The organism is Ruegeria lacuscaerulensis (genome assembly GCF_013033355.1).
Taxonomy (GTDB): domain Bacteria; phylum Pseudomonadota; class Alphaproteobacteria; order Rhodobacterales; family Rhodobacteraceae; genus Ruegeria; species Ruegeria lacuscaerulensis_A.
This window is the reverse complement of the sequence record NZ_WQDY01000002.1, coordinates 184,471-204,984: the sequence shown is the minus strand read 5'-3', so window position 1 is coordinate 204,984 and position 20,514 is coordinate 184,471. Positions and strand designations below refer to the sequence as shown.

At 57.4% G+C, this 20,514-nt stretch carries 20 protein-coding genes and 1 pseudogene; 11 read left to right on the top strand and 10 right to left on the bottom strand.

Going from position 1 to position 20,514, the window contains the following annotated elements; genetic code table 11:
* Positions 1 to 88: 88 nt before the first annotated feature.
* Entirely contained in the window at positions 89 to 1,414 is a 1,326-nt protein-coding gene (gene gltX / locus GOW48_RS04415) for a glutamate--tRNA ligase (protein ID WP_170353456.1), read from the top strand.
* Between the two features lie 66 nt (positions 1,415 to 1,480).
* Here gltX and GOW48_RS04410 read toward each other — a convergent pair whose 3' ends face one another.
* Positions 1,481 to 2,050 (bottom strand): gamma-glutamylcyclotransferase family protein, encoded by a 570-nt coding sequence (locus GOW48_RS04410; protein WP_170353455.1) that lies wholly within the window; start codon positions 2,048 to 2,050, stop codon positions 1,481 to 1,483.
* Positions 2,051 to 2,144: 94 nt separating this feature from the next.
* Here GOW48_RS04410 and GOW48_RS04405 point away from each other — a divergent pair, with 94 nt between their 5' ends.
* Entirely contained in the window at positions 2,145 to 2,591 is a 447-nt protein-coding gene (locus GOW48_RS04405) for an RrF2 family transcriptional regulator (protein ID WP_170353454.1), read from the top strand.
* A 2-nt stretch (positions 2,592 to 2,593) separates the two neighbouring features.
* Here GOW48_RS04405 and GOW48_RS04400 read toward each other — a convergent pair whose 3' ends face one another.
* Both GOW48_RS04400 and GOW48_RS04395 read right to left on the bottom strand, forming a co-directional pair.
* Entirely contained in the window at positions 2,594 to 5,122 is a 2,529-nt protein-coding gene (locus GOW48_RS04400; protein WP_170353453.1) for an ABC transporter permease, read from the bottom strand.
* Entirely contained in the window at positions 5,119 to 5,814 is a 696-nt protein-coding gene (locus GOW48_RS04395; RefSeq protein ID WP_170353452.1) for an ABC transporter ATP-binding protein, read from the bottom strand. The genes GOW48_RS04400 and GOW48_RS04395 overlap by 4 nt, the downstream gene beginning before the upstream one ends.
* A 48-nt stretch (positions 5,815 to 5,862) precedes the next feature.
* On the opposite strand from GOW48_RS04395, the gene GOW48_RS04390 reads away from it, so the two are divergent.
* The gene (locus GOW48_RS04390) at positions 5,863 to 6,489 is read left to right on the top strand and encodes an arylesterase (protein ID WP_170752229.1); all 627 of its coding nucleotides are present in this window, start codon (positions 5,863 to 5,865) and stop codon (positions 6,487 to 6,489) included.
* Positions 6,490 to 6,502: 13 nt separating this feature from the next.
* Here the strand turns inward: GOW48_RS04390 and GOW48_RS04385 are convergent, their stop codons facing one another.
* The 4 genes from GOW48_RS04385 to ettA all read right to left on the bottom strand — a co-directional run bounded on the left by GOW48_RS04385 (position 6,503) and on the right by ettA (position 10,061).
* Positions 6,503 to 7,063, bottom strand: a complete 561-nt coding sequence (locus GOW48_RS04385; protein WP_170751697.1) for a L,D-transpeptidase — start codon at positions 7,061 to 7,063, stop codon at positions 6,503 to 6,505.
* 168 nt (positions 7,064 to 7,231) lie between these two features.
* The gene (locus tag GOW48_RS04380; protein ID WP_170350547.1) at positions 7,232 to 7,438 is read right to left on the bottom strand and encodes a cold-shock protein; all 207 of its coding nucleotides are present in this window, start codon (positions 7,436 to 7,438) and stop codon (positions 7,232 to 7,234) included.
* Positions 7,439 to 7,680: 242 nt separating this feature from the next.
* Positions 7,681 to 8,277, bottom strand: coding sequence for a hypothetical protein (locus GOW48_RS04375; protein ID WP_170751695.1), 597 nt, complete (start codon positions 8,275 to 8,277; stop codon positions 7,681 to 7,683).
* 128 nt (positions 8,278 to 8,405) lie between these two features.
* Complete coding sequence (ettA, locus tag GOW48_RS04370; protein WP_170751693.1) at positions 8,406 to 10,061, bottom strand: energy-dependent translational throttle protein EttA; 1,656 nt, start codon at positions 10,059 to 10,061, stop codon at positions 8,406 to 8,408.
* A 137-nt stretch (positions 10,062 to 10,198) separates the two neighbouring features.
* On the opposite strand from ettA, the gene GOW48_RS04365 reads away from it, so the two are divergent.
* The 3 genes from GOW48_RS04365 to dacB all read left to right on the top strand — a co-directional run bounded on the left by GOW48_RS04365 (position 10,199) and on the right by dacB (position 12,866).
* Positions 10,199 to 10,669: an MOSC domain-containing protein gene (locus GOW48_RS04365; RefSeq protein ID WP_170751691.1), complete on the top strand. Its 471-nt coding sequence runs from the start codon at positions 10,199 to 10,201 to the stop codon at positions 10,667 to 10,669.
* 32 nt (positions 10,670 to 10,701) lie between these two features.
* Entirely contained in the window at positions 10,702 to 11,322 is a 621-nt protein-coding gene (locus GOW48_RS04360) for a nicotinate-nucleotide adenylyltransferase (RefSeq protein WP_170751690.1), read from the top strand.
* Between the two features lie 65 nt (positions 11,323 to 11,387).
* Entirely contained in the window at positions 11,388 to 12,866 is a 1,479-nt protein-coding gene (gene dacB / locus GOW48_RS04355; protein WP_170751688.1) for a D-alanyl-D-alanine carboxypeptidase/D-alanyl-D-alanine endopeptidase, read from the top strand.
* On the opposite strand, the gene GOW48_RS04350 is transcribed toward dacB, so the two are convergent.
* Both GOW48_RS04350 and GOW48_RS04345 read right to left on the bottom strand, forming a co-directional pair.
* Positions 12,863 to 13,285, bottom strand: a complete 423-nt coding sequence (locus GOW48_RS04350; protein ID WP_170353444.1) for a tellurite resistance TerB family protein — start codon at positions 13,283 to 13,285, stop codon at positions 12,863 to 12,865. The two genes, dacB and GOW48_RS04350, sit on opposite strands and share 4 nt — an antisense overlap.
* An 83-nt stretch (positions 13,286 to 13,368) precedes the next feature.
* Positions 13,369 to 13,836, bottom strand: a complete 468-nt coding sequence (locus GOW48_RS04345; RefSeq protein WP_170751686.1) for an Lrp/AsnC family transcriptional regulator — start codon at positions 13,834 to 13,836, stop codon at positions 13,369 to 13,371.
* A gap of 99 nt (positions 13,837 to 13,935) precedes the next feature.
* On the opposite strand from GOW48_RS04345, the pseudogene phhA reads away from it, so the two are divergent.
* The 4 genes and pseudogenes from phhA to GOW48_RS04325 all read left to right on the top strand — a co-directional run.
* Positions 13,936 to 14,745, top strand: a pseudogene (gene phhA, locus GOW48_RS04340) (phenylalanine 4-monooxygenase); the annotation flags it as partial.
* Positions 14,746 to 14,874: 129 nt separating this feature from the next.
* A complete protein-coding gene (locus GOW48_RS04335; protein WP_170751682.1) occupies positions 14,875 to 16,449 on the top strand; it encodes a lysine--tRNA ligase in 1,575 nt (524 codons plus the stop codon).
* A 48-nt stretch (positions 16,450 to 16,497) separates the two neighbouring features.
* Positions 16,498 to 16,899 carry a DUF4864 domain-containing protein gene (locus GOW48_RS04330; RefSeq protein WP_170751680.1) on the top strand — a complete coding sequence of 134 codons (402 nt, stop codon included), beginning with the start codon at positions 16,498 to 16,500 and terminating at the stop codon, positions 16,897 to 16,899.
* A gap of 138 nt (positions 16,900 to 17,037) precedes the next feature.
* Entirely contained in the window at positions 17,038 to 19,326 is a 2,289-nt protein-coding gene (locus tag GOW48_RS04325; RefSeq protein WP_170751679.1) for a glycosyl hydrolase family 28-related protein, read from the top strand.
* Positions 19,327 to 19,336: 10 nt separating this feature from the next.
* Here the strand turns inward: GOW48_RS04325 and GOW48_RS04320 are convergent, their stop codons facing one another.
* A complete protein-coding gene (locus GOW48_RS04320; protein ID WP_234899365.1) occupies positions 19,337 to 20,017 on the bottom strand; it encodes a nitroreductase family protein in 681 nt (226 codons plus the stop codon).
* 123 nt (positions 20,018 to 20,140) lie between these two features.
* On the opposite strand from GOW48_RS04320, the gene GOW48_RS04315 reads away from it, so the two are divergent.
* The gene (locus GOW48_RS04315) at positions 20,141 to 20,464 is read left to right on the top strand and encodes an antibiotic biosynthesis monooxygenase family protein (protein WP_170353438.1); all 324 of its coding nucleotides are present in this window, start codon (positions 20,141 to 20,143) and stop codon (positions 20,462 to 20,464) included.
* The last annotated feature ends 50 nt before the right edge of the window (positions 20,465 to 20,514 follow it).

The following is a 20,514-nucleotide window of genomic DNA, read 5'->3' as shown; positions in this document are numbered from 1 at the left end:
CAGATTTGTTTCCTGCCGCCCCGTTTTCCTGCATGTGCTGGACAAAATGCCAATCCTGTGACAAGAGCCGCGCCAACAGGAGACACCTATGACAACCACCCGTTTCGCCCCGTCGCCCACCGGTTACATCCATGTGGGCAACCTGCGCACCGCGCTGATGAACTATCTGATCGCTCGCAAGGCAGGCGGCACGTTCATCCTGCGCATCGACGACACCGATCCCGAGCGGTCGAAGGAAGAATATGTCGACGCGATCAAGCAGGATCTGGAGTGGCTGGGTTTGCATTGGGACCGGGTCGAGCGTCAGTCCGACCGTCTGGATCGTTATGCCGAAGCAGCCGACAAGCTGCGCGAGATGGGTCGTTTCTATGAGGCGTTCGAGACACCGACCGAGCTGGACCTGAAACGCAAGAAGCAGCTGAACATGGGCAAGCCGCCGGTCTACGACCGCGCCGCGCTGAACCTGTCGGCGGCCGAGAAAGAGGCTCTGCGCGCGGAACGTGGCAATGGTGTGTGGCGCTTCAAACTGGATCACGAACGGATCGAGTGGAATGATGGTATTCTCGGCAACATCTCGATTGATGCGGCGTCAGTGTCTGATCCGGTGCTGATCCGGGGGGATGGTCAGGTTCTGTACACCATCGCGTCTGTGGTCGACGATACCGAGATGGGCGTGACCGATGTGGTGCGCGGTTCGGACCATGTGACCAATACCGCGACGCAGATTCAGATCATTCAGGCGCTGGGCGGAGACTGCCCGCGCTTTGCGCACCACTCGCTGCTGACTGGCCCGCAGGGTGAGGCGCTGTCGAAACGTCTGGGTACGCTGGCCTTGCGCGATCTGCGCGAACAGGGCGTGCAGCCGATGGCTCTGCTGAGCTTGATGGCGCGTCTGGGGTCCTCTGATCCGGTCGAATTGCGTTCGGACATGGCCGAGCTGATAGACGGGTTTGACATTGTCCGTTTTGGCGCGGCGCCGACTAAATTCGACGTGCAGGACCTGTTTCCGCTGACCGCAAAACACCTGCAATCGTTGCCACTGGCCGATGTGGCCGATGCGGTCGCCGATGCGGGTGTCCCGGCTGAGCTGGCCGAGTCGTTCTGGGCCATGGCGCGCGAGAACATCACGACTCTGGCTGATCTGAAGGGCTGGTGGGACCTGTGCCGCGACGGGGCCGAACCTTTGATCGCTGACGAGGATCGGGCATTCATCGCCGAAGCTGTTGCGCTGCTGCCAGAAGGCCCGTTTGACGGGGAAACCTGGGGTGCCTGGACCAAGGCCGTCAAAGAGGCCACGGGCCGCAAAGGTAAGGGGCTTTTCATGCCGTTGCGCAAAGCGCTGACAGGGATGGAGCGCGGACCGGAAATGGCGACTTTGCTGCCCTTGCTGCAAGTGATCCGCGCGCGCGGGTGATAAACGCGCTCTGCGGCGCACGTATTTTCTACCAAAGAATGGCGGGGCAAGCGTCCCCGGCCTTTTTTACAAAGAGTGGACCAGTTTTGCAGAAAGATGCTGCAGGCGGGTATCCACAAATTCGGTCTCGTTCGGTTTCAACTGCTGGTGGCGCGGATAGCGAGGTTCGGCGCGGTCGTTTAGGATCGGAGCATCCCATCCATCAGTGGTGGCAAAAAAGCGGTCCGCCCCTGCTTCGCCAAAGGCCCGCAGATAGCCTTGTACAACCACGTCGATATAGCTGAGCAGCAAGGGATGGCGATTGGTCGGTTCGGCGTGACGGCCATGAGGCACTGCATAGACGGCGATTTCCACATCATGAGTCAGGGGATGTGTCACGGCTTGGGTTGCGGGTACTCGATCATAGGCCCATTCGCGTTCATCCAGAGCGGCCCAATCGTTTCGAGGCACATGTGCGATCATGCCTTCGATTTCGCTGTTCGGATCAGGGATGGCCGTTAGAAATGCCACCGGGCGAAGGTCCGTATGCCTCCAAGCGCGGCGCCAGCCCTTCAGGCGGGCAGGGCGGGCATCCGGAAAATCGTGGGTCGCAAGGTTGACCAGGCTTCCGTAGCCAAAGAAGTAAGGGTCTGCCATGTGCCACTGTGTCCTTTGCGCCGATTGATGTATGTCAAACCGCTTTTTTGCCGGACATGCAATAAGGTCGCATCTTGAAATTTGGGAGGCGACCATGCGCATTACCAAACGGACGAATATTGCGGTGCGCCTGCTGATGTATTGTGCCGCGCATCAGGACAGGCTTGTGACCAAATCCGAGATTGCCGAAGTGTGCAACATCTCGGAAAACCACTTGGCGCAGGTGATCAATCAACTGAGCCAGCTTAACTATCTTAGCACGCAACGGGGTCGAAACGGAGGCATGACGCTTGCCAGACCCGCTGACCAGATTCGTATCGGGTCGGTCTTTCGCCATGTCGAAGGGAACCTGCCGCTGGCCGAGTGTTTTGCCGATGCAGACAACACTTGCCCATTGACCGATGCGTGCCGTTTGCGGTTGGCGCTGCAAGATGCTGCCGAAGTGTTTTATGCGTCGTTAGACGACATCACGCTGGACGCGCTGGTATGCGATAACGACCAACTGTTGCAGATACTGCAACCCGTGGCCTGCGTGCGATAGGATCAGTCACTGGCGCGCAGAATGCGGGCCGGTCTCACCGCGAGAGGGCGCAAAGCGAAGATCAGACCTGCGCCCAGCGTGACCAGAACCCCGGCCAGAACAATGCCAATGGCCGAGGGCCAGATGACCGCAAAACGAGTGTCAAAAATATAGGTGGCGACGGCCCATCCGCCCAGAATACCCGTCAACAGCGCAACGCTTCCGGCAGCTGCCCCCAAGAGAGCTGCGCGCATGGTGAAGCTGAGCAGGATGCGACGCCTGTCAGCGCCCAGCGTTTTCAGGATCGCGGCTTCATATCGTCGGGCCGGTTCGCCCGCCGCAGCGGCGCCGATCAAAACCAGAAACCCGGTCAACAGCGATACGCCTGCACCGTAAGAGGTCGCAGCGGCCAGACCGGCCAGTAGGTCTGACACCCGGTCAATTGCGTCGCGCACCCGAATGGCAGTGATATTGGGAAACTGCCCGGCAAGGTCACGCAGTATCGGACCTTCGGCCTGTTCTTCGGCGTAGACTGTCGCGATGAAACTGTGCGGTGCTCCGGCCAAGGCGGACGGGTTTATCGACATGATGAATCCCATGCCAGCATTGGAAAAGTCGACTTCGCGCAGGGATGTCAGCTCTGCCGTGATGTCGCGCCCGAGGATGTTGACTGTCAGCATGTCGCCAAGGTTAAGCCCCATCTCTTCGGCTTCTTCTGCGGCGAAACTGACCTGAGGGGGGCCTGCATAGTCCTCGTCCCACCAGTCCCCTTTGGTGACACGCGCGTTGCTTGGTGGCGTTGCTGAATACGTAACGCCTCGGTCGCCGTCCAGAACCCAGTGATCACCCGCCACATCACGCGCAGGGCTGCCGTTGATCTGAGTGATGATGCCGCGCAGCATCGGAGCACTCTCGATGCGGTTGACCGCCGGGTCGGTTTCCAGACGTTCGAGAAAGCCGGGCATTTGGTCTTTTTGGATGTCTACGAAAAAATACGACGGTGCCACATCCGGCAGATTTCCCGAGATCGCATTGCGAAGTGTGCCGTCGATCTGGCCAACTGCCGCCAAAACAGACAACCCCAAACCAAGCGAAAGAACAACCGACGCTGCCCCTTCCCTTGGATCGGAAATGGCAGACAGCGCCCATCGCATTGCGGGTTTACCGCGTGCCCAGGGGGCGCTGACACGAGCCAGCTTGCGGATGGCAAATGCCGATAGGGCCAACAGCGCCAGCGCGCCGACCAACCCTCCGGCAGTCCAGAGCGTCAGGCGGGTCGATCCGCTGAACCAAGCTGCAGAGGCAACAAGCAATCCCAGCCCGATGACCGTCGCCACTAGGAATACAGGGCGCGGAAAAACGCGTGCCGATGAAAGGGCATCGCGGAAGAGTGTTGCCGCGCGGACCTGTTCAGTGCGGGCCAATGGCCAAAGGGTAAACAAAAACGCAGTTAGCACTCCATAAAGTGCCGCCTCGGCCAGCGGTTTGGGGTAGAAAGAAAACACTGCGGGTACGGGCAGGCGCGCCTCGATCAATGGGGCAAGAAGCACGGGTGTCAGACCACCCAGCACAAGGCCCAGCAGGATCCCGATACCAGACAGGATCCCGATCTGGATCATATAGGTTTGGAAAATTGTTGCTCGATCCGCACCCAGTGTGCGCAGCGTCGCAATCGTTTCCGTTTTTTGTGACAAATAGGCCCGTACGGCGGCTGATACGCCGATGCCTCCGACCGCCAGTCCGGACAGGCCAACCAGCACCAGAAACGCGCTGAGCCGATCTACGAACTCGGCGATGCCGGGTGCCCCGTTTCGGGCGTCGGTCCATCGCATTCCGGTGCCGTCGAACGTCTTTTCTGCGGTCGTGGCCAGCTGGGCAAGGTCAGTGTCGCGTGGCAAGTCCAACCGGTACTTGGTTGAAAACAGTGTTCCGGGTGCCAACAACCCCGAACTGCCCAAATCCTCGGTGCGAACCAGTGTGCGTGGGCCCAGCCCGAACCCGTCTGCCGCTCCGTCGGGTTCGTGGATAAGCGCAGCTGTCAGCACAAAGTCTTGCGAGCCAAGAGCAAAAGTTTGGCCCACCGACAGGTTCAATCGGTCCATTAAAGACGGGTCCATGACCGCACCGGGCAAACCCTGATCGCCCTCAAGAGCTTGGGACAGAGTCATGGTGGGCTCTAATACGGTTTCGCCCACCAAAGGATAGGCATCGTCCACGGATTTTACTTGCGTCAGCGCGCGCTGCGCGGTCTCTGCCTGCCCGGTTACGGCCATCGACCGGAAATCGACGACTTCGGAGGTTGCCTCGGCCGCCTGTGCCATCCAAGCACGCTCATCGTCGGACGCGAAGCGATAGGTGAACTCTAACTGTGCGTCTCCGCCCAACAACGCGGCCCCTTCCTGTGACAGGCCGTTCTGAATTGCGTATCTGACCGAGCCAACAGCTGCGATGGCAGCCACCCCAAGCGCCAGACAGGCAAGGAAAACGCGGAAACCACGCAAGCCGCCGCGCAACTCGCGCCGCGCTAGCCGCCCCGCAAGGCGCAGGCTCATTCGGCGGCCTCTTGCCGTGTATCTTCGGTAATCCTGCCATCGCGCAAGCGGATCACACGGTCGCACTTACGGGCCAGGCTATGGCTGTGGGTTACAAGGACCAATGTCGCGCCGTGGCGGTCCCTCAGGTCAAACAGAAGATCGACGATTGCAGCGCCGTTGGTTTCATCAAGGTTTCCAGTTGGCTCATCCGCCAGCAATATTTTCGGTCGAGGAGCAGCCGCGCGCGCAAGTGCGACGCGCTGTTGTTCGCCACCCGACAGCTGTGCAGGGTAATGTTCGTGCCGGTGGGAAAGGCCGACCGCATCCAATTCCGCTTGCGCACGGGAGAATGCATCTTTCTGGCCGGCAAGCTCCAGCGGCGTTGCTACATTTTCCAATGCTGTCATAGTTGGGATCAGGTGAAAGTTCTGGAACACCACGCCCATCGTGTTACGACGGAACCGAGCCAGAGCATCTTCGTCCATACGACCCAAATCCTGGCCGAGTGCGTTGATCTTGCCGCTGGTTGCCCGTTCCAACCCGCCCATCAGCATCAGCAGCGAAGACTTGCCAGACCCGGACGGCCCAACCAGCCCCAGAGTTTCATTCTGAGCAACCGAAAGAGTGATGTCATGCAGGATATCCACCCGACCGGCATTGCCATCCAGCGATAAAGCGGCATGTTCAAGGGACAGAACTGGTAGAGTCATAGAGCGATCCAAATCGGGGGCGTTGTTGATTGATATGGAGCGGTTATGATGTTGCGCAAGGCTTTGATCACGATGCTTTTTGCCTGCTGGGGCGTCATGGCAACAGCGGAAACCGTCGTGATTGCGGCATTGGGAGATTCCCTGACGCAAGGATACGGCCTGCCAGAACGTGATGGGTTTGTGCCGCAACTTGGCCGTTGGCTTGATGGTCAGAATGCTGATATCCGCTTGATCAACGCCGGTGTTTCAGGCGACACAACCGCTGGCGGTGCTGCAAGGGTGGGGTGGACCCTGACCCCCGAAGTTGACGGGTTGATCGTCGCGCTTGGCGGAAATGACCTATTGAGGGGAATCGACCCGGCCGTTTCGCGTGCCAATCTTACAGCCATCCTTAAAACCGCGCAGGAGGCGGGTGTTGAGGTCTTGCTGGTCGGCATGCAGGCCCCGGGCAACTACGGGGCTGGATACAAGGCGGCCTTCGATCAGATGTACCCTGATCTTGCGCAGCAATTTGACACCGCCTATGCCCCTAGCTTTTTCACGGGTCTCACATCTGACGCAGACCCGAATGCAGCGCGCCGATTTATGCAACCTGACGGCATCCACCCCAATGCCGAAGGCGTTGCGTTAATCGTTCAGGACCTTGGGCCTTACGTTCTGAATCTTGCCGATTAAGCCATAGAATAGATCAAATGACTGTAACCACGGTTCCGATCGGCACACGTTCGTAAAGATCGACAACATGTGAATTCAGCATCCGGATGCATCCGTTTGATGCGGCGGTGCCAATCGTCTGTGGCTGCGTGGTGCCGTGAATGCGAAAATACGTGTCGACCCCGTTCTGAAACAGGTACAACGCCCGCGCGCCAAGCGGGTTGTCCCCTCCGCCGGGTTGGACGTAGTCGTTATCCTTGAAACGGGCATAGGTTACCGGCTCGCGCTCGATCATCTCGGTGGTGGGGCGCCATGTGGGCCACTCTTTCTTGACGTCGATGGTCGCTGTTCCCGTAAACTCGAGCCCTGCTTTGCCGACTCCGCAGCCATAGCGAATCGCCTTGCGCGGTTCGGTCACGAAATACAGGTAGAAAGACCTCGGTACGACCAGAAGCTGGCCGGGCAGGAATTCTTTCTTGATCCGAACGTACTGGGGCGTCGGGTCGTATTCAGCAGTCTTCGTTTTTGCTGATGCAACGCCCGGCACAAGGCTTAGGGCGGTGGCGCTTGTCATGAAGCTTCGGCGTGTAAACATGTCGTATCTCTTCACTCGAAAAACAAAATCTTGAACAGAGTGTCGGAATGATATCCGATCCGGTCAATCTGCGGTGAAGAGTAACTGAAATGTGATGTCGTCAACGGGCCACACTTTCCGGGCCCTTTGAGAAAAAGGGCAGAGGAAAGCCTCTGCCCTTTCAATGGCTTATGCCAGTTGAATGTCGTCGGCGCTTTCGCGGCCGTCACGACCCGAGCGCAGCTCGTACGTGACTTTCTGGTTGTCGGCCAGACCGGTCAGGCCCGAACGCTCGACAGCCGAGATGTGAACGAAGATGTCTTTGCCGCCATCTTCGGGTGCGATAAAGCCGTAGCCTTTGGTGGTGTTGAACCATTTAACGGTGCCTGCGGGCATATCCGTATTCTCCTGTTTGGTGCTGCCCACGGGGATGCGGCAGCCTGGCGTCGTAGTCTGGATCGAATGACTGAGCGCCGAAAGAGGAGACAGTAGGTCGAAATAGAAAAACGTTAGCCCTTTGGATATGGCATTGGTGTAGGGATGTGGCAAGGGTGATCGTCTTTGTGTACCGTAATCGGTTCATAAGGCGTCATCGATCGCCCGAGTTAGCGGGTTTGCGCTGGCCTTCCGCTTTGCACCTAAACCGGAAGCTTGGCGACAATATCAGCGAATTTGGGTGATGCTATGAAACACCTTGGCAGTTCTTCGACAATTTCATCAATCGAATCGTAGACTTGGCTTGCCGCCGACCTGAGTTCAGTCGGAATCTCTTTGGGCGCGCGCCGTTCACGTTTCGGGAGCTTCATTTTCAGGCCGGTAAATTCCGATATGTCGTTTTGATGATCCCATATCGCATCATAGTGAACGCATAAAACGGGGACGCCCTCAAATACGGCCCATTCTTTTATCTGCTTGGCTTGTTGCAGAATATCCCGCTGAAACAGATCGCAATATTCGCCAGTCGCACGAAGGTGATAAAAATGCTGTCGGATCCAATCTTCGCCATACCGCTCTTTTGCCGAATAGACGGAAAAGGCCGAATCTTTGGTGGAACCGAAGCAAAAGACCACTCTGGTTTCGGCCGGCCACTCTAACAACGCCTGCGGAAAATCATGGGTCTTGTAGATGAACGGCGCTTTGAATTCGGCGTCCTTGAGACGAGCAACGAAGGCCGAGCGTTCTACAGCTGAAGGGTTTCTTTTTCTTAGTGCCTTGCTAAGGGCAAGATAAGTCACGGTACTTCCGGATCGACCGTTGCTTGCGACTATGACGCAATGGTCGCGGTCTGATGTCTTTCCAAACCTTGCAATGCGTCCAATCGCCAAGAACAGCGATTGGAACACACATTTGGAAATTCGGGTTCTCACCGGGCAAACTTCTTATGCTTCAACCGCTTGGGCTCCAGCGCGTCCGGTCCCAGACGGCGCTTTTTATCCTCTTCGTAGTCCTCGAAGTTGCCCTCGAACCACTCCACATGGGCATCACCCTCAAACGCCAGAATATGCGTGCAGATACGGTCGAGGAAAAAGCGGTCGTGCGAAATCACCACGGCGCAGCCGGCGAAATCGACCAGCGCGTCTTCCAGCGCGCGAAGGGTTTCGACGTCGAGGTCGTTGGTCGGTTCGTCGAGCAGCAGGACGTTGCCGCCCTCTTTCAACAGGCGGGCCATGTGGACGCGGTTGCGCTCACCGCCTGACAGTAGCGAGACCTTTTTCTGCTGGTCACCGCCCTTGAAGTTGAAGGACGAGCAATAGGCGCGGGAATTGACTTGCGCGTCGCCTAGCTGGATGATCTCGGCGCCGCCGGTGATCGCCTCCCACACAGTGTCGTTGTCGGCAAGGTCATCACGGGACTGGTCGACATAGGACAGCTCGACCGTGTCGCCCAGTGTGATGGTGCCGCTGTCGGGCTGTTCCTGACCTGTCAGCATCTTGAATAGCGTCGATTTACCGGCGCCGTTGGGGCCGATGACGCCCACAATGCCGCCGGGGGGCAGGGCGAAGTCCAGCCCTTCGATCAGTTGCTTGTCGCCCATATGTTTCGACAGGCCCTCGACCTCGATCACCTTGCCGCCAAGGCGCTGGCCGTTGGGGATGACGATCTGGGCACGGGTCAGCTTTTCGCGCTCGGACTGCTCGGCCAGCTCGTTATAGGCGTTGATCCGGGCCTTGGATTTGGCCTGACGGGCCTTCTGACCCTGACGCATCCATTCCAGCTCGCGCTGCAGAGTCTTCTGCTTGGATTTGTCCTCGCGGGCTTCCTGCTCCAGCCGTTTGGCCTTTTGTTCCAGCCACGCCGAGTAGTTGCCCTCGTAAGGAATGCCACGGCCGCGGTCGAGTTCCAGAATCCAGCCGGTGATGTCATCCAGGAAATACCGGTCGTGGGTGACGATCAGGATGGTGCCCTTGTAGTCGATCAGGTGTTGTTGCAGCCAGGCGATGGTCTCGGCGTCCAGGTGGTTGGTCGGTTCGTCGAGCAGCAGCATGTCGGGCGCTTCCAGCAGCAGCTTGCAGAGCGCCACGCGGCGTTTTTCACCGCCCGAGAGGTTGGCGATGTTGGCATCGTCCGGCGGACAGCGCAGCGCCTCCATCGAGACGTCGATCTGGCTGTCGAGATCCCAGAGGTTCTGGCTGTCGATCTCGTCCTGCAGCTTGGCCATCTCATCGGCTGTTTCGTCCGAGTAATTCATGGCGAGATCGTTGTAACGGTCGAGGATCGCTTTCTTCTCGGCCACGCCCAGCATAACGTTTTCGCGGACGGTCAGCGATTCATCCAGCTGCGGTTCTTGAGGCAGGTAGCCGACCATGGCACCTTCGGCGGCCCATGCCTCGCCGGTGAAATCTTTGTCGAGACCGGCCATGATCTTCATCAGGGTCGATTTACCCGCGCCGTTGACGCCGACAACACCGATTTTCACGCCGGGCAGAAAGCTCAGGTGGATGTTTTCAAAGCACTTCTTGCCACCGGGATAGGTCTTTGAGACACCCTGCATGTGGTAGACATATTGATAGGCGGCCATGTCGCGTCCTCTGGGTCGGGGAAATTGGGTTGATCCGCTTGATATCCAAGCGGGGCGGGCGGGGCAAGCTGGTGGTTTTGTGAATTTTGCATTCGGATGTGCGGCGGTAGTTGTCCGATTGTAGCAAAGGGGGAAGCATGGCGGATTTGGCGGCACTGATTGCAGGTTGGGCCAAGCCGGGTCGGCTGGAATGGATTGGTCTGCGACCTGATCGCAGGGCCGACGTTCAACCGGTCGATAACGTTTTGATCTCAGCCGATGGTTTGGAAGGCGACCGCGCTCGTGCGGGCAAACGGGCGGTGACGCTGATCCAGCAGGAGCATCTGGTCGCGATTGGATCGTATCTGGGTCGCGGGCCAGTCGCGCCTGAAATCTTGCGGCGCAATCTGGTTGTCTCAGGGATCAATCTGGCCGCTCTCAAGGGGCGTGAGGTGCAAGTCTGTGAAGCGATTTTGCGCTTTACCGTGATCTGCGCGCCCTGCAGCCGGATGGAGGATGCTTTCGGTAAAGGCGGCTATTCTGCCGTGCGCGGCCATGGGGGCTGGTGTGCTGAAGTCGTCAAACCCGGCCGGGTCAAGCTGGGCGATGTCGTGCAGCCCGTTGATTGACAAGCCGTCCCAGTTCTGAACAACAGCAAAGGATGGAACGTTTTGCCATACCATACGCGAGGCCCAGTCAGGTAATCGGTCTGTTCGGGGGGTCTTTTGATCCACCGCATCAGGGACATGTTCATGTCACGCGAGAGGCTATGAAGGCATTTGGGTTGGATCGGGTATGGTGGCTGGTATCCCCAGGAAATCCCCTGAAAGCACGCGGGCCAGGGCCATTGGCGGAGCGTGTCCGGGCCGCGCAGAACGTGATGCAACATCCGCGTGTCGAGGTCACGGATATCGAAGCGGTGACGGGGACCCGGGCGACCGCAGATACTCTGGCGGCATTGCAGCGATTTTATCCGCAGGTACGGTTCGTATGGATCATGGGGGCTGACAATCTTGCCCAGTTCCACCTCTGGAAAGACTGGCGAACCATCATGGATAACGTGCCTGTCGGTGTTGTCGCACGCCCAGGTGATCGTATTTCAGCGCGAATGTCTCCGGCGGCCAAGGTCTATGCGACGTATCGCATAGACGGGCAGGCGCGGCATCTTCTGGGGCGGGCGCAGGCCCCGGCGTGGTGTTTTGTCAATGTCCCAATGCTTGATGTGAGTTCAACTGAACTTCGCAATCGCGGCATCACGGCGAATGGGGTGTTGCCGGAATAGCCCCCACCGGAGCATAATCCTTTTGACCGGTTGTTCGCCCGCGATCTGTAGGATTTTAATTGGCTATGGCTGATCGTTTCACACGTCGTTTTGTTTTGGCTGGCCTTGGGGCGGCGATGGCTCCGGGCGTTGCCCTGGCAAATGCACCGCTGGTTTCCCTTAGGCCGCAACTCCGGGGCGCGCAACCGCTAGGGGCGGAACGTCTGATACAAGCTGCGGGTTTGCGCGGTGAGGTTGCTTTCGCCGTTGCCGATGCGCAGACCGGGGTCGAGTTGGAAGCGGTTGGAGGAGATCTCGGCTTGCCGCCAGCGAGCGTGGCAAAAGCACTGACCGCGCTTTACGCGTTGGATGTTCTGGGCCCGGAATTCCGCTTTGAGACAAAGCTGGTTGCGGATGGCACCATTGAAAATGGCGTTTTGAATGGCGACCTGATCCTTGTGGGTGGCGGCGACCCATTGTTGGATACAGATGCGTTGGCAACGATGGCAGCCAATCTGCGCGAGGTTGGGATCACCGAAGTTCGGGGCGCATTCAAAGTGTATGATGGGGCGTTGCCTTACGTGTTCAGCATTGATCCGGGGCAACCTGACCATTTGGGTTACAGCCCTGCCATCAGCGGGATATCCCTAAACTTCAACCGTGTTCATTTTGAATGGAAACGGGCCGGAACCAACTACGATGTGACCATGGATGCGCGCAGCGCTCGGTATAAGCCCGCGGTGGACATGGCGACGATGTGGGTCGAAGCCCGCAAGGCCCCGATCTACACCTATGAAGCCAGTGCCCGGCAGGATCGCTGGACTGTTGCGCGCGCTGCCCTTGGCAACGGCGGAGCGCGATGGCTACCGGTGCGCAAACCCGCCCTTTATGCGGGAGATGTGTTTCGGACGCTTGCCCGGTCCAACGGGATTGTCTTGGATCGGGTGCAAGTGACGCGCCAAGCGCCAGTCGGTCTTGCTTTGGTTGTGCATAACAGCGATCAGCTGGACAGCATTTTGCGCGGAATGCTCAAATACTCGACCAATATCACTGCCGAAATGGTGGGTATGACGGCATCAAGAGCGCGTGGCGCGGAATTGCAGAGTCTGACGGATTCGGCGGATGAGATGAACCTTTGGGCCGCCGAGACTTATGGGGTTGATGGCGTCGCAATGGTGGATCACTCGGGATTGGGGGATGCGTCGCGCATTGCCCCGAGCGCTCTGGTCAAGATGCTGGTCGCGGCGCAAAAATCTGGCGCGCTGCGCCCCTTGCTGAAACGGTTTAATCTAACTGACAGTCAAGGCCGGCCGGTCAAGAACCACCCAATCAAGGTGGACGCCAAAACCGGAACTTTGAATTTCGTGTCCGGCCTGGGTGGGTTTATTACGACGCCTGACGGGTCTGAACTGGCTTTCGCCATCTTTACCGCCGATGTTGATCATCGCGCAAAAATACCACGCTCTCAACGCGAACGCCCGTCAGGCGCACGAAGTTGGAATAGCCGGTCGCGCAGATTGCAGCGCGCCCTCATTGCAAGATGGGGAACCCTAAGCGGCAGTTAAGTCGTGTGACGCGCACGCGCGCCACGCTCGATCGCTGCAGCATGCAAGCGGTCGATATTCAACTCGTACCGGATTTCTTCCAACAAACGCAGCTCGGTTTCCGCCAGCGACCCATCAGCGGCTGCCACGTCGCAGGCCAGTGCATAGGCTGTTTCGTTCAATCGCGCGGGCAGGTTTTCGCGGATCAGGCCGAACAATGCATCTAACCCGTCCTCTTGCTCGAACAGGTCGAACACGATTTGCGATACGCGCCGGGTGCGGTCGGCATCGTATTCTGCAAAAACCGGCAGCATGTTCACCGCGCCTTCGATTTTGACCAATTCAGCCGTGCGAATGGTTTCGTCCGACGCTGAAATCGCCACCATGATCGCAACAAGGCAATCCTGCGGGGACATCGGGTGAGGCACTTGATCGGTCATGGCGGGGTCCTGATAAAGCTGTTCTGAGGGCGCACGATAGGAGGGACCGGGATCGGGTTCAACGCATTTCGGCGGCCAAAGCGTCACAGGATGGGTAGAGGTCCGCGCGTTTTCGTCTGACGTAATACGAAATTGCTGCGCGTATCTCGGACGAGGCCGAACTTCAGTAAGCGCTGCATAATGAAATGCTCAAGGTCTTCGGGCGTACGCGCATAGACTTTCAGGATGAAGTCGTGATCTCCGGTAATCGATGCGCATTCGACGATCTGGGGTTCTGTCTCGACCAGACGCAGGAAGGACGCGATGCTGTCTTCTTGGTGGTCTTTCAGGGCGATGTGAACGTAGGCGATCGCGTTCAGCCCCACCGATTTTGCGGGCACACGCGCGGCATATCCTGCGAGGATGCCCGTTGCCTCAAGATCCCTCACGCGCCGCCAGCATTGCGAGGCCGACAGCCCGGTCCGGTCGGCGAGATCCTGCATGGACAGACGTCCGTCTGACTGAAGCTCTTGTAGAATGGCGATGTCGGCAGGATGAAGGATTTGGGTCATAATTTTATAATTATCGAAATGTTTTAGTCAAAAATCCAGCAATTACTCACGCCATGAAGTCAATTTTACCACGAGTATGGGCTAAAATTCTATCAAGGAGGACGTTCCATGCCCAAATCCACCAAATACGTGGCCAAACAGGCCGACGCGCGCGGCCATATTGCCTATACCGCCGAAGAGGATGCGGTTTGGGCGGACCTTTATGCAGCCCAGCAGAAAAATGTGCAGCGCTACATGGCGCAAGACTATCTGGACGGGTTGAAGCGGTTGGAGATGCCCAAGACCCGCGTTCCGTCCTGTGCGGATATATCCGAGCGTCTTCTGGACCTGACCGGGTGGCGGGTTCAACCGGTTCCGGCGCTGATCGGGTTCAAGACCTTCTTTGGTATGCTGGCGGATCGAGTTTTTCCTGCAGCCTCGTTCATCCGGTCGCGGGAGGATTTTGACTATATTGAAGAACCCGACATCTTTCACGAAATCTTCGGCCACACGCCCCTACTGAGCGACCTGCGTTTTGCGGCTTTCAGCCATGCGATTGGCAAGGCCGGGGTGCAGGCGGGGGACAAGGACTATGCGTGGCTGATACGCCTCTATTGGTTTTCGATTGAATTTGGATTGCGCCGACAGGACGGGCAGATAAAGGCGCTGGGCTCGGGGCTGGCGTCCTCGCCCACGGAACTGGTCTATGCTGTGGAAAGCGACATTCCTGACCGGGACCCGTTCGATATCCCGACAATCTTGCGCACGCCTTATCGGATCGACATGCACCAGATGGGGTATTTTGTACTGGGCGACCCCGAAGAACTGTTTACCGCCGCTGATAGGGATCTGCTGGCTGATGTGCATGAGGCACAGCGTTTGGGTCTTTTGCCTAATAAGTTTCCGCCGAAAGTAACGGCAGCCGAGTAAGCCGCAGTCCGGGTTTCCGTTCAGAAAAACAGCGCGCTTTATTGACTCATGCTGCACCGGCACAATAGGAGGGGCCGGTCGGGTCGCATGGGGCGTCCGGCGCTGTATTTCCCGATGGAGCACCTAAAAATGTCTGAACTGCGTGAAACCGCGATGTCGTCCAAGGCCTGGCCTTTCGAAGAGGCGCGCCGGGTCCTCAAACGCTACAGACAAGGTGCGCCTGAAAAGGGGTATGTGCTGTTCCAAACCGGCTATGGCCCGTCGGGCCTGCCGCATATCGGTACCTTTGGCGAGGTCGCGCGGACCTCGATGGTGCGGCATGCGTTTGAACAGATCAGCGATATCCCGACCAAGCTGATATGCTTCTCAGATGACATGGACGGCTTTCGCAAGGTTCCGACCAATGTGCCGATGCAGGACGAACTGAAAGAAGACCTGCATCTGCCGCTCACCAAAGTGCGCGACCCGTTTGGCACGCATGAAGGGTTCGCGCAGCACAACAACGCGATGCTGTGCGATTTTCTGGATAGTTTTGGGTTCGAGTATGAATTTGCCTCGGCCACTGATTACTACACCAGCGGAAAGTTTGATGAGACGCTGCTGACCGCGCTGGAGCGCTTCGACAAGATACAAGAAATCATGCTGCCGACCCTCGGGCCCGAGCGGCGCGAGACCTATTCATGCTTCTTGCCGATCAGCCCGAAAACCGGCCACGTGCTGCAAGTGCCGACGCTGGAACGTAACGTAGCCAAAGGCACGATTGTTTATCAGGAGCCTGATGGCGAAAAGGTCGAAATCCCGGTCACGGGAGGCAACGTCAAGATGCAGTGGAAGCCCGACTGGGCTATGCGTTGGGCCGCGCTGGGCGTGGATTATGAGATGTCCGGCAAAGACCTGATCGATTCAGTCACGCAGTCGTCGAAAATTTGCCGAGCGCTGGGCAAACAGCCGCCCGAAGCGCTCAGCTATGAGCTGTTCAATGATGAGCAGGGGCAGAAGATCTCGAAGTCCAAGGGCAATGGCTTGTCGATGGAAGAGTGGCTGACTTATGCCGCACCCGAAAGCCTGTCGTATTTCATGTACCAAAAGCCCAAGACGGCCAAGCGTCTGTATTTCGACGTCATTCCCAAGGCTGTGGACGAGTATCATCAGCAGCTGCGCGCCTATCCCGGGCAAGAGCTGAAGGCGCAGTTGAACAACCCTGTCTGGCATATCCATGGCGGTGAGGTTCCCGAATCCACGCTGATGGTGCCGTTTGCCATGCTGCTGAATCTGGCTTCAGTATCTGGTGCCGAGGACAAAGAGGCGCTCTGGGGCTTTATCCGCCGCTACGCGCCGGAGGCTACGGCTGAGACCCATCCCGATCTGGATCAGGCGGCCGGGTTCGCCGTTCGCTACTTCAACGATTTCGTCAAACCTACCCGTCAGCACCGCGCACCCACCGATCAGGAACGTGAGGCGCTGGAGGCGTTGAAAGCTGCGCTTGAGGCTTATGACGGCCCGATTGAGGATGAGGCGCTGCAATCGGTGGTCTATTCCATCGGGCGCGAGCGGTTTGATCCGATGCGCGGCTGGTTCACGGCCCTGTACGAAGTGCTGCTGGGTGCGTCGCAAGGTCCGCGCTTTGGCGGGTTCATCGCACTGTATGGCGTGCCCGAAACCATCGCTCTGATCGACAAGGCTCTGGCCGGAGAACTGGTCTGATTTGACCTGATGCCGTGTGGGGCTACCCTTGGTTTAGGAGGTAGCCCCATGCGTCGACTATTGCTTGCTTTGTCCCTGAGTGCAGGTCTGGCCACGGGTGCGTTTGCCCAGAATGCCGAGATCGAGGCCAATATCGCCGCCCAGATACAGGCGTTTCAGGCGGATGATTTCGCTACCGCTTTCACCTTTGCCAGCCCCAACATCCAACGTCTGTTTCAAACACCCGAGAATTTCGGCGTGATGGTCAAGCGCGGCTATCCGATGGTTTGGCGTCCGTCGGATGTGCGGTTCCTGGAACTGCGCGAAATCTCAGGGCTGCTGTGGCAGAAGGTGATGATCACCGACGTCGACGGCCGGGTGCATATTCTGGACTATCAGATGGTGCAGCGTGAAAACGGCTGGAAGATCAATGGCGTGCAGCTTCTGGGTAACGGCGATCCGTCGGCCTGATGCAACACCAACGTGCGCTGGCATGAGCGTCGGTTAATTCCTTTTCCTTACTCAGACTTATGCGTTCGGGGCATTCCCCGGGACACTGGGTTAATGCGCGTAGCTTTTGGCTGTGGCGCGATTGGGAAAGGGATTTCTATGAACAAGGCAATCACCGACGGCATTGTGTTCATGCCGCCTGCTTTCGCAAACGGTTTGAACGTCTGGTCCAGCGGAGACGGCACACCGGGGTCGCCCACTTATAACGGATCGGGCACTGGCGCGTTCGTTCCTGCGGATGCGGATTTTGGCGGCTGTCTCGAAATCCTGAAGGTCAGCGCCACGCAAAAGCTGCGGTACATGGGTCAGACACCTTTGCAGCCGGGGTGTTATCTTCAGATCAAAGTGAGGGTGAAAGCGATCAGCGGTCCCTTGCCCGAAGTTCGGATCGCCGCATGGGCAGGGGGTGCAGGTGACTCGCATGTGACAGGAGTGATCGAACAAGGCCCCGCAACCCAGCTTTCGGGATATGGCAGGGTTCAGGAAATCACCGCGATTGTTGGCACGGGTCAGCGCAACGGTGTTGATATGCCGTGGGGCGTCGCAGCGCTGTACGGCCACTTCGGATTGGACTTGGTCGGGTCAAACGGTGCCGTTGTTCGCGTTGATGATATCGAGATCACCGATGTCACAAGTGTTTTCCTACGCGATATGATCAGCCTTGTGGATGTGCGTGACTTCGGTGCGATTGGTGATGGCGTCGCAGATGATACGGCTGCATTTGTGGCTGCTGATCAGGCGGCGGCCGGGCGTCGTGTTTTCGTGTCAGAAGGGACATATGCGCTGACGCAAAACACGACCATCGCTTCTGAAATCGAGTTTGAAGGCACTGTCACAATGCCTGACGACAAGATGTTGCTATTGACGAAAAACTTTGATCTGCCCGCCTACATCACGGCTTTTGGGGACGAAGAGCTGGCCTTTAAAAAAGCGTTTCAGGCGTTGCTGAACAATTCGGATCATGAATCGCTAGACATGGGTGGGCGCAAAATTTCGGTCAACGGTCCGATAGATATGGCTGCGGCGGTTCCAAACCGACAGAGTGGTTTTTCCACGCGCCGCGTCATCCGAAACGGCCAGTTTGATGTGAAAAGCAATTCGGCTTGGGATACCGAAACTTTCACTTCGGTCGCCACCTATAACCCTTCGGACCCGACTCGCCTGACCAATGTCGCCAATGTGGCCAATATACCGGTTGGTGCGTTGGTTCAGGGAAACGGCGTTGGTCGCGAAATATATGTCCGGTCCAAAAACGTGGGCGCGGGTGAAATTAGGTTGAACGCCCCCATTTTTGACGCCGCTGGCACCCAAAATTTCACGTTTTATTCGTTCAAGTATCTTTTGGATTTCATCGGCTTTGGCACTCTGCGCAAGTTCGGCATGGAGGAGATTGAGTTTCAGTGCAACGGTCGCTGTAGCGCGATCCGGCTTGCTCCGTCCGGGAGTACCTTTGCGGTGGCCAACTGTTTCATAAGCCGTCCGAAGGACCGGGGCATCACCTCGATTGGAACGGGATGTCAGGGAATGCTGATTGATAATTGTCAGTTCCTGTCGAGCGAGGAGTCGTTCAATGTGCCGGACCGCAGGTCCATTGCCTTGAATGCGACGGCCAATGACGTCAAATTGCGACACAACCGAGCTGTCAGGTTCCAAAGTTTCGCTGTTCTGGCGGGGACGAACAACCTGGTGCTTGGTAACCATTTCTTCCAAGGGGACAGTATTGCCCAAGGCGTGCGCAGCGCAGGGCTTGTCATGATTGGCACATATAACAGCTCGACCATTTCCGAGAGCTACGTCGACAACTGTTTTGTGCAATGGACGAACGAGAGGGATGCGAACCCGACTTACACGGCCGGGTTTTCGTTCAGTGCCATGACCATCACTGACAATATCTTTTACTGCAACGAGGTTGCGCCGTGGTTCAGCAATATCGTGATCCGCCCGCATGGCCCCGGGCATTTCCTGAATGGAGTCGTCATTGCTGGGAACAAATTCCGGTCGGTCAACGGGACTATTGATCGGGCTGAACGCGTGGACACGACTTTTGCGGGGCTGAACCATTTTAGGCATCTGAACGTAAGTGTCAGGGACAACACGTTTCACGGCGTTACGACCAAGGTCGAAAATCCTTTGCGTTTGCGGTTTTCGCAGAACTCAAACTCGCAAGTGTGGGGAGTTTGGGCTCAAGGGCGTTTACCATTTGGGGGAAAAGCACGTGGGTGTGATGCGGTCACAGTCCTGGGGCCGCTAAGGAATAGTTTTGGGCAAATCGTGCATGACACGCCTTATGTCCAACTTGAGCAAGGTGCAGGCAATGACGTGATCAACCTTCGCTGGTCGCAGTCACTTCGCGGAACGGTGTCTACCATGATCCGAATGGAGGTCTGATCTGCGGGTTTCAGAAATCCGCCCATATTGCGACCTTGATGCCCATATCATTGCGGGCATCTTTTCGTTCCAACCCCAGAACCCATGTTGTCGGTCTGTCCTGCTTGCGGATCATGACTGAAGGGCGCACACGCCAATACAACGGGTCCCCGGAGCGATAGGATGTTTCTATCTGCAACAGCGGGTTGAGCAATCTGGGTGCGGACAGACCGGTCGTAATATCCAGCTTTCTGAAAAGCGCATCGTGAGTTCGGTATTCCAGCGTTGTGTCAATTGCGACCCACCCGCTGCCCCAGCCGGTCTGGAAACCTTTGCCATAGGACAGTGTCGCCTTGTAAAGGGCCCATGCGTCACGGTGTCGATGATGCACTCCGACGCCGAGCTCTGCTGCGAAGCGCCCTATATTGTTCAGATCGGCAACCGGAACGCGGGCGAAAACGGTGGCGTGCCCATAAATGTCACGGTTTTCTTCAAAGTCGAAACCCAGTGTCAGGTTCTCGCGGTACCCCCATTCCGCATACAGAGCTGACTTATAGTCGTACCCGTAGTCATCTGTGAAAACTGTGACCGACGCGGCAGTAAATGCCGAGTCCTTGGCGCGCAGCCAGGCGCCTGGCCACGCGGGGGACGCCATAAACAACAGAGCAAAAAGACAGCCAAGCCGGAACATGCGCAAAGCATCGGGCAGCATAGTTAACGGAACGTTAGTTATTCTTACTTTTTCGCAAATACCGGTTTGTGGCGCACCGTTCAGGAAACCCCGGGACCTTTTTAGAACTTGTGTTAGGCTCGACCAGAACAAGGGAGATTCCAGATGCCGCACATCGCGAAAAATGCCAGCGTCCAGACCGTAATCACCACATTCGAGATGACGCCGGGCACATGTCATGACCTGCTTGAAGCGCTGACCGATGCCTATGCCGAGTTCATTTCTAAGCAGCCGGGGTTCATCGCCGCAGGTTTACATGTCAATGATGCACAAACTCGGATTGCCAACTATTCGCAATGGGAACGGCGCGAGGATTTCCTGGCCATGCTACGCACGCCGGAAATGCGCGACCGCAATCGTAGAATAAACGAAATGTGCAAAAGCTTCGAGCCGGTGATGTATGACGTTGCCGAAACATTTGGTACTTAGTGACCTAAATCAAAGCCGACCCCTTGGTATTGGTGCAAATTTCCGATGAA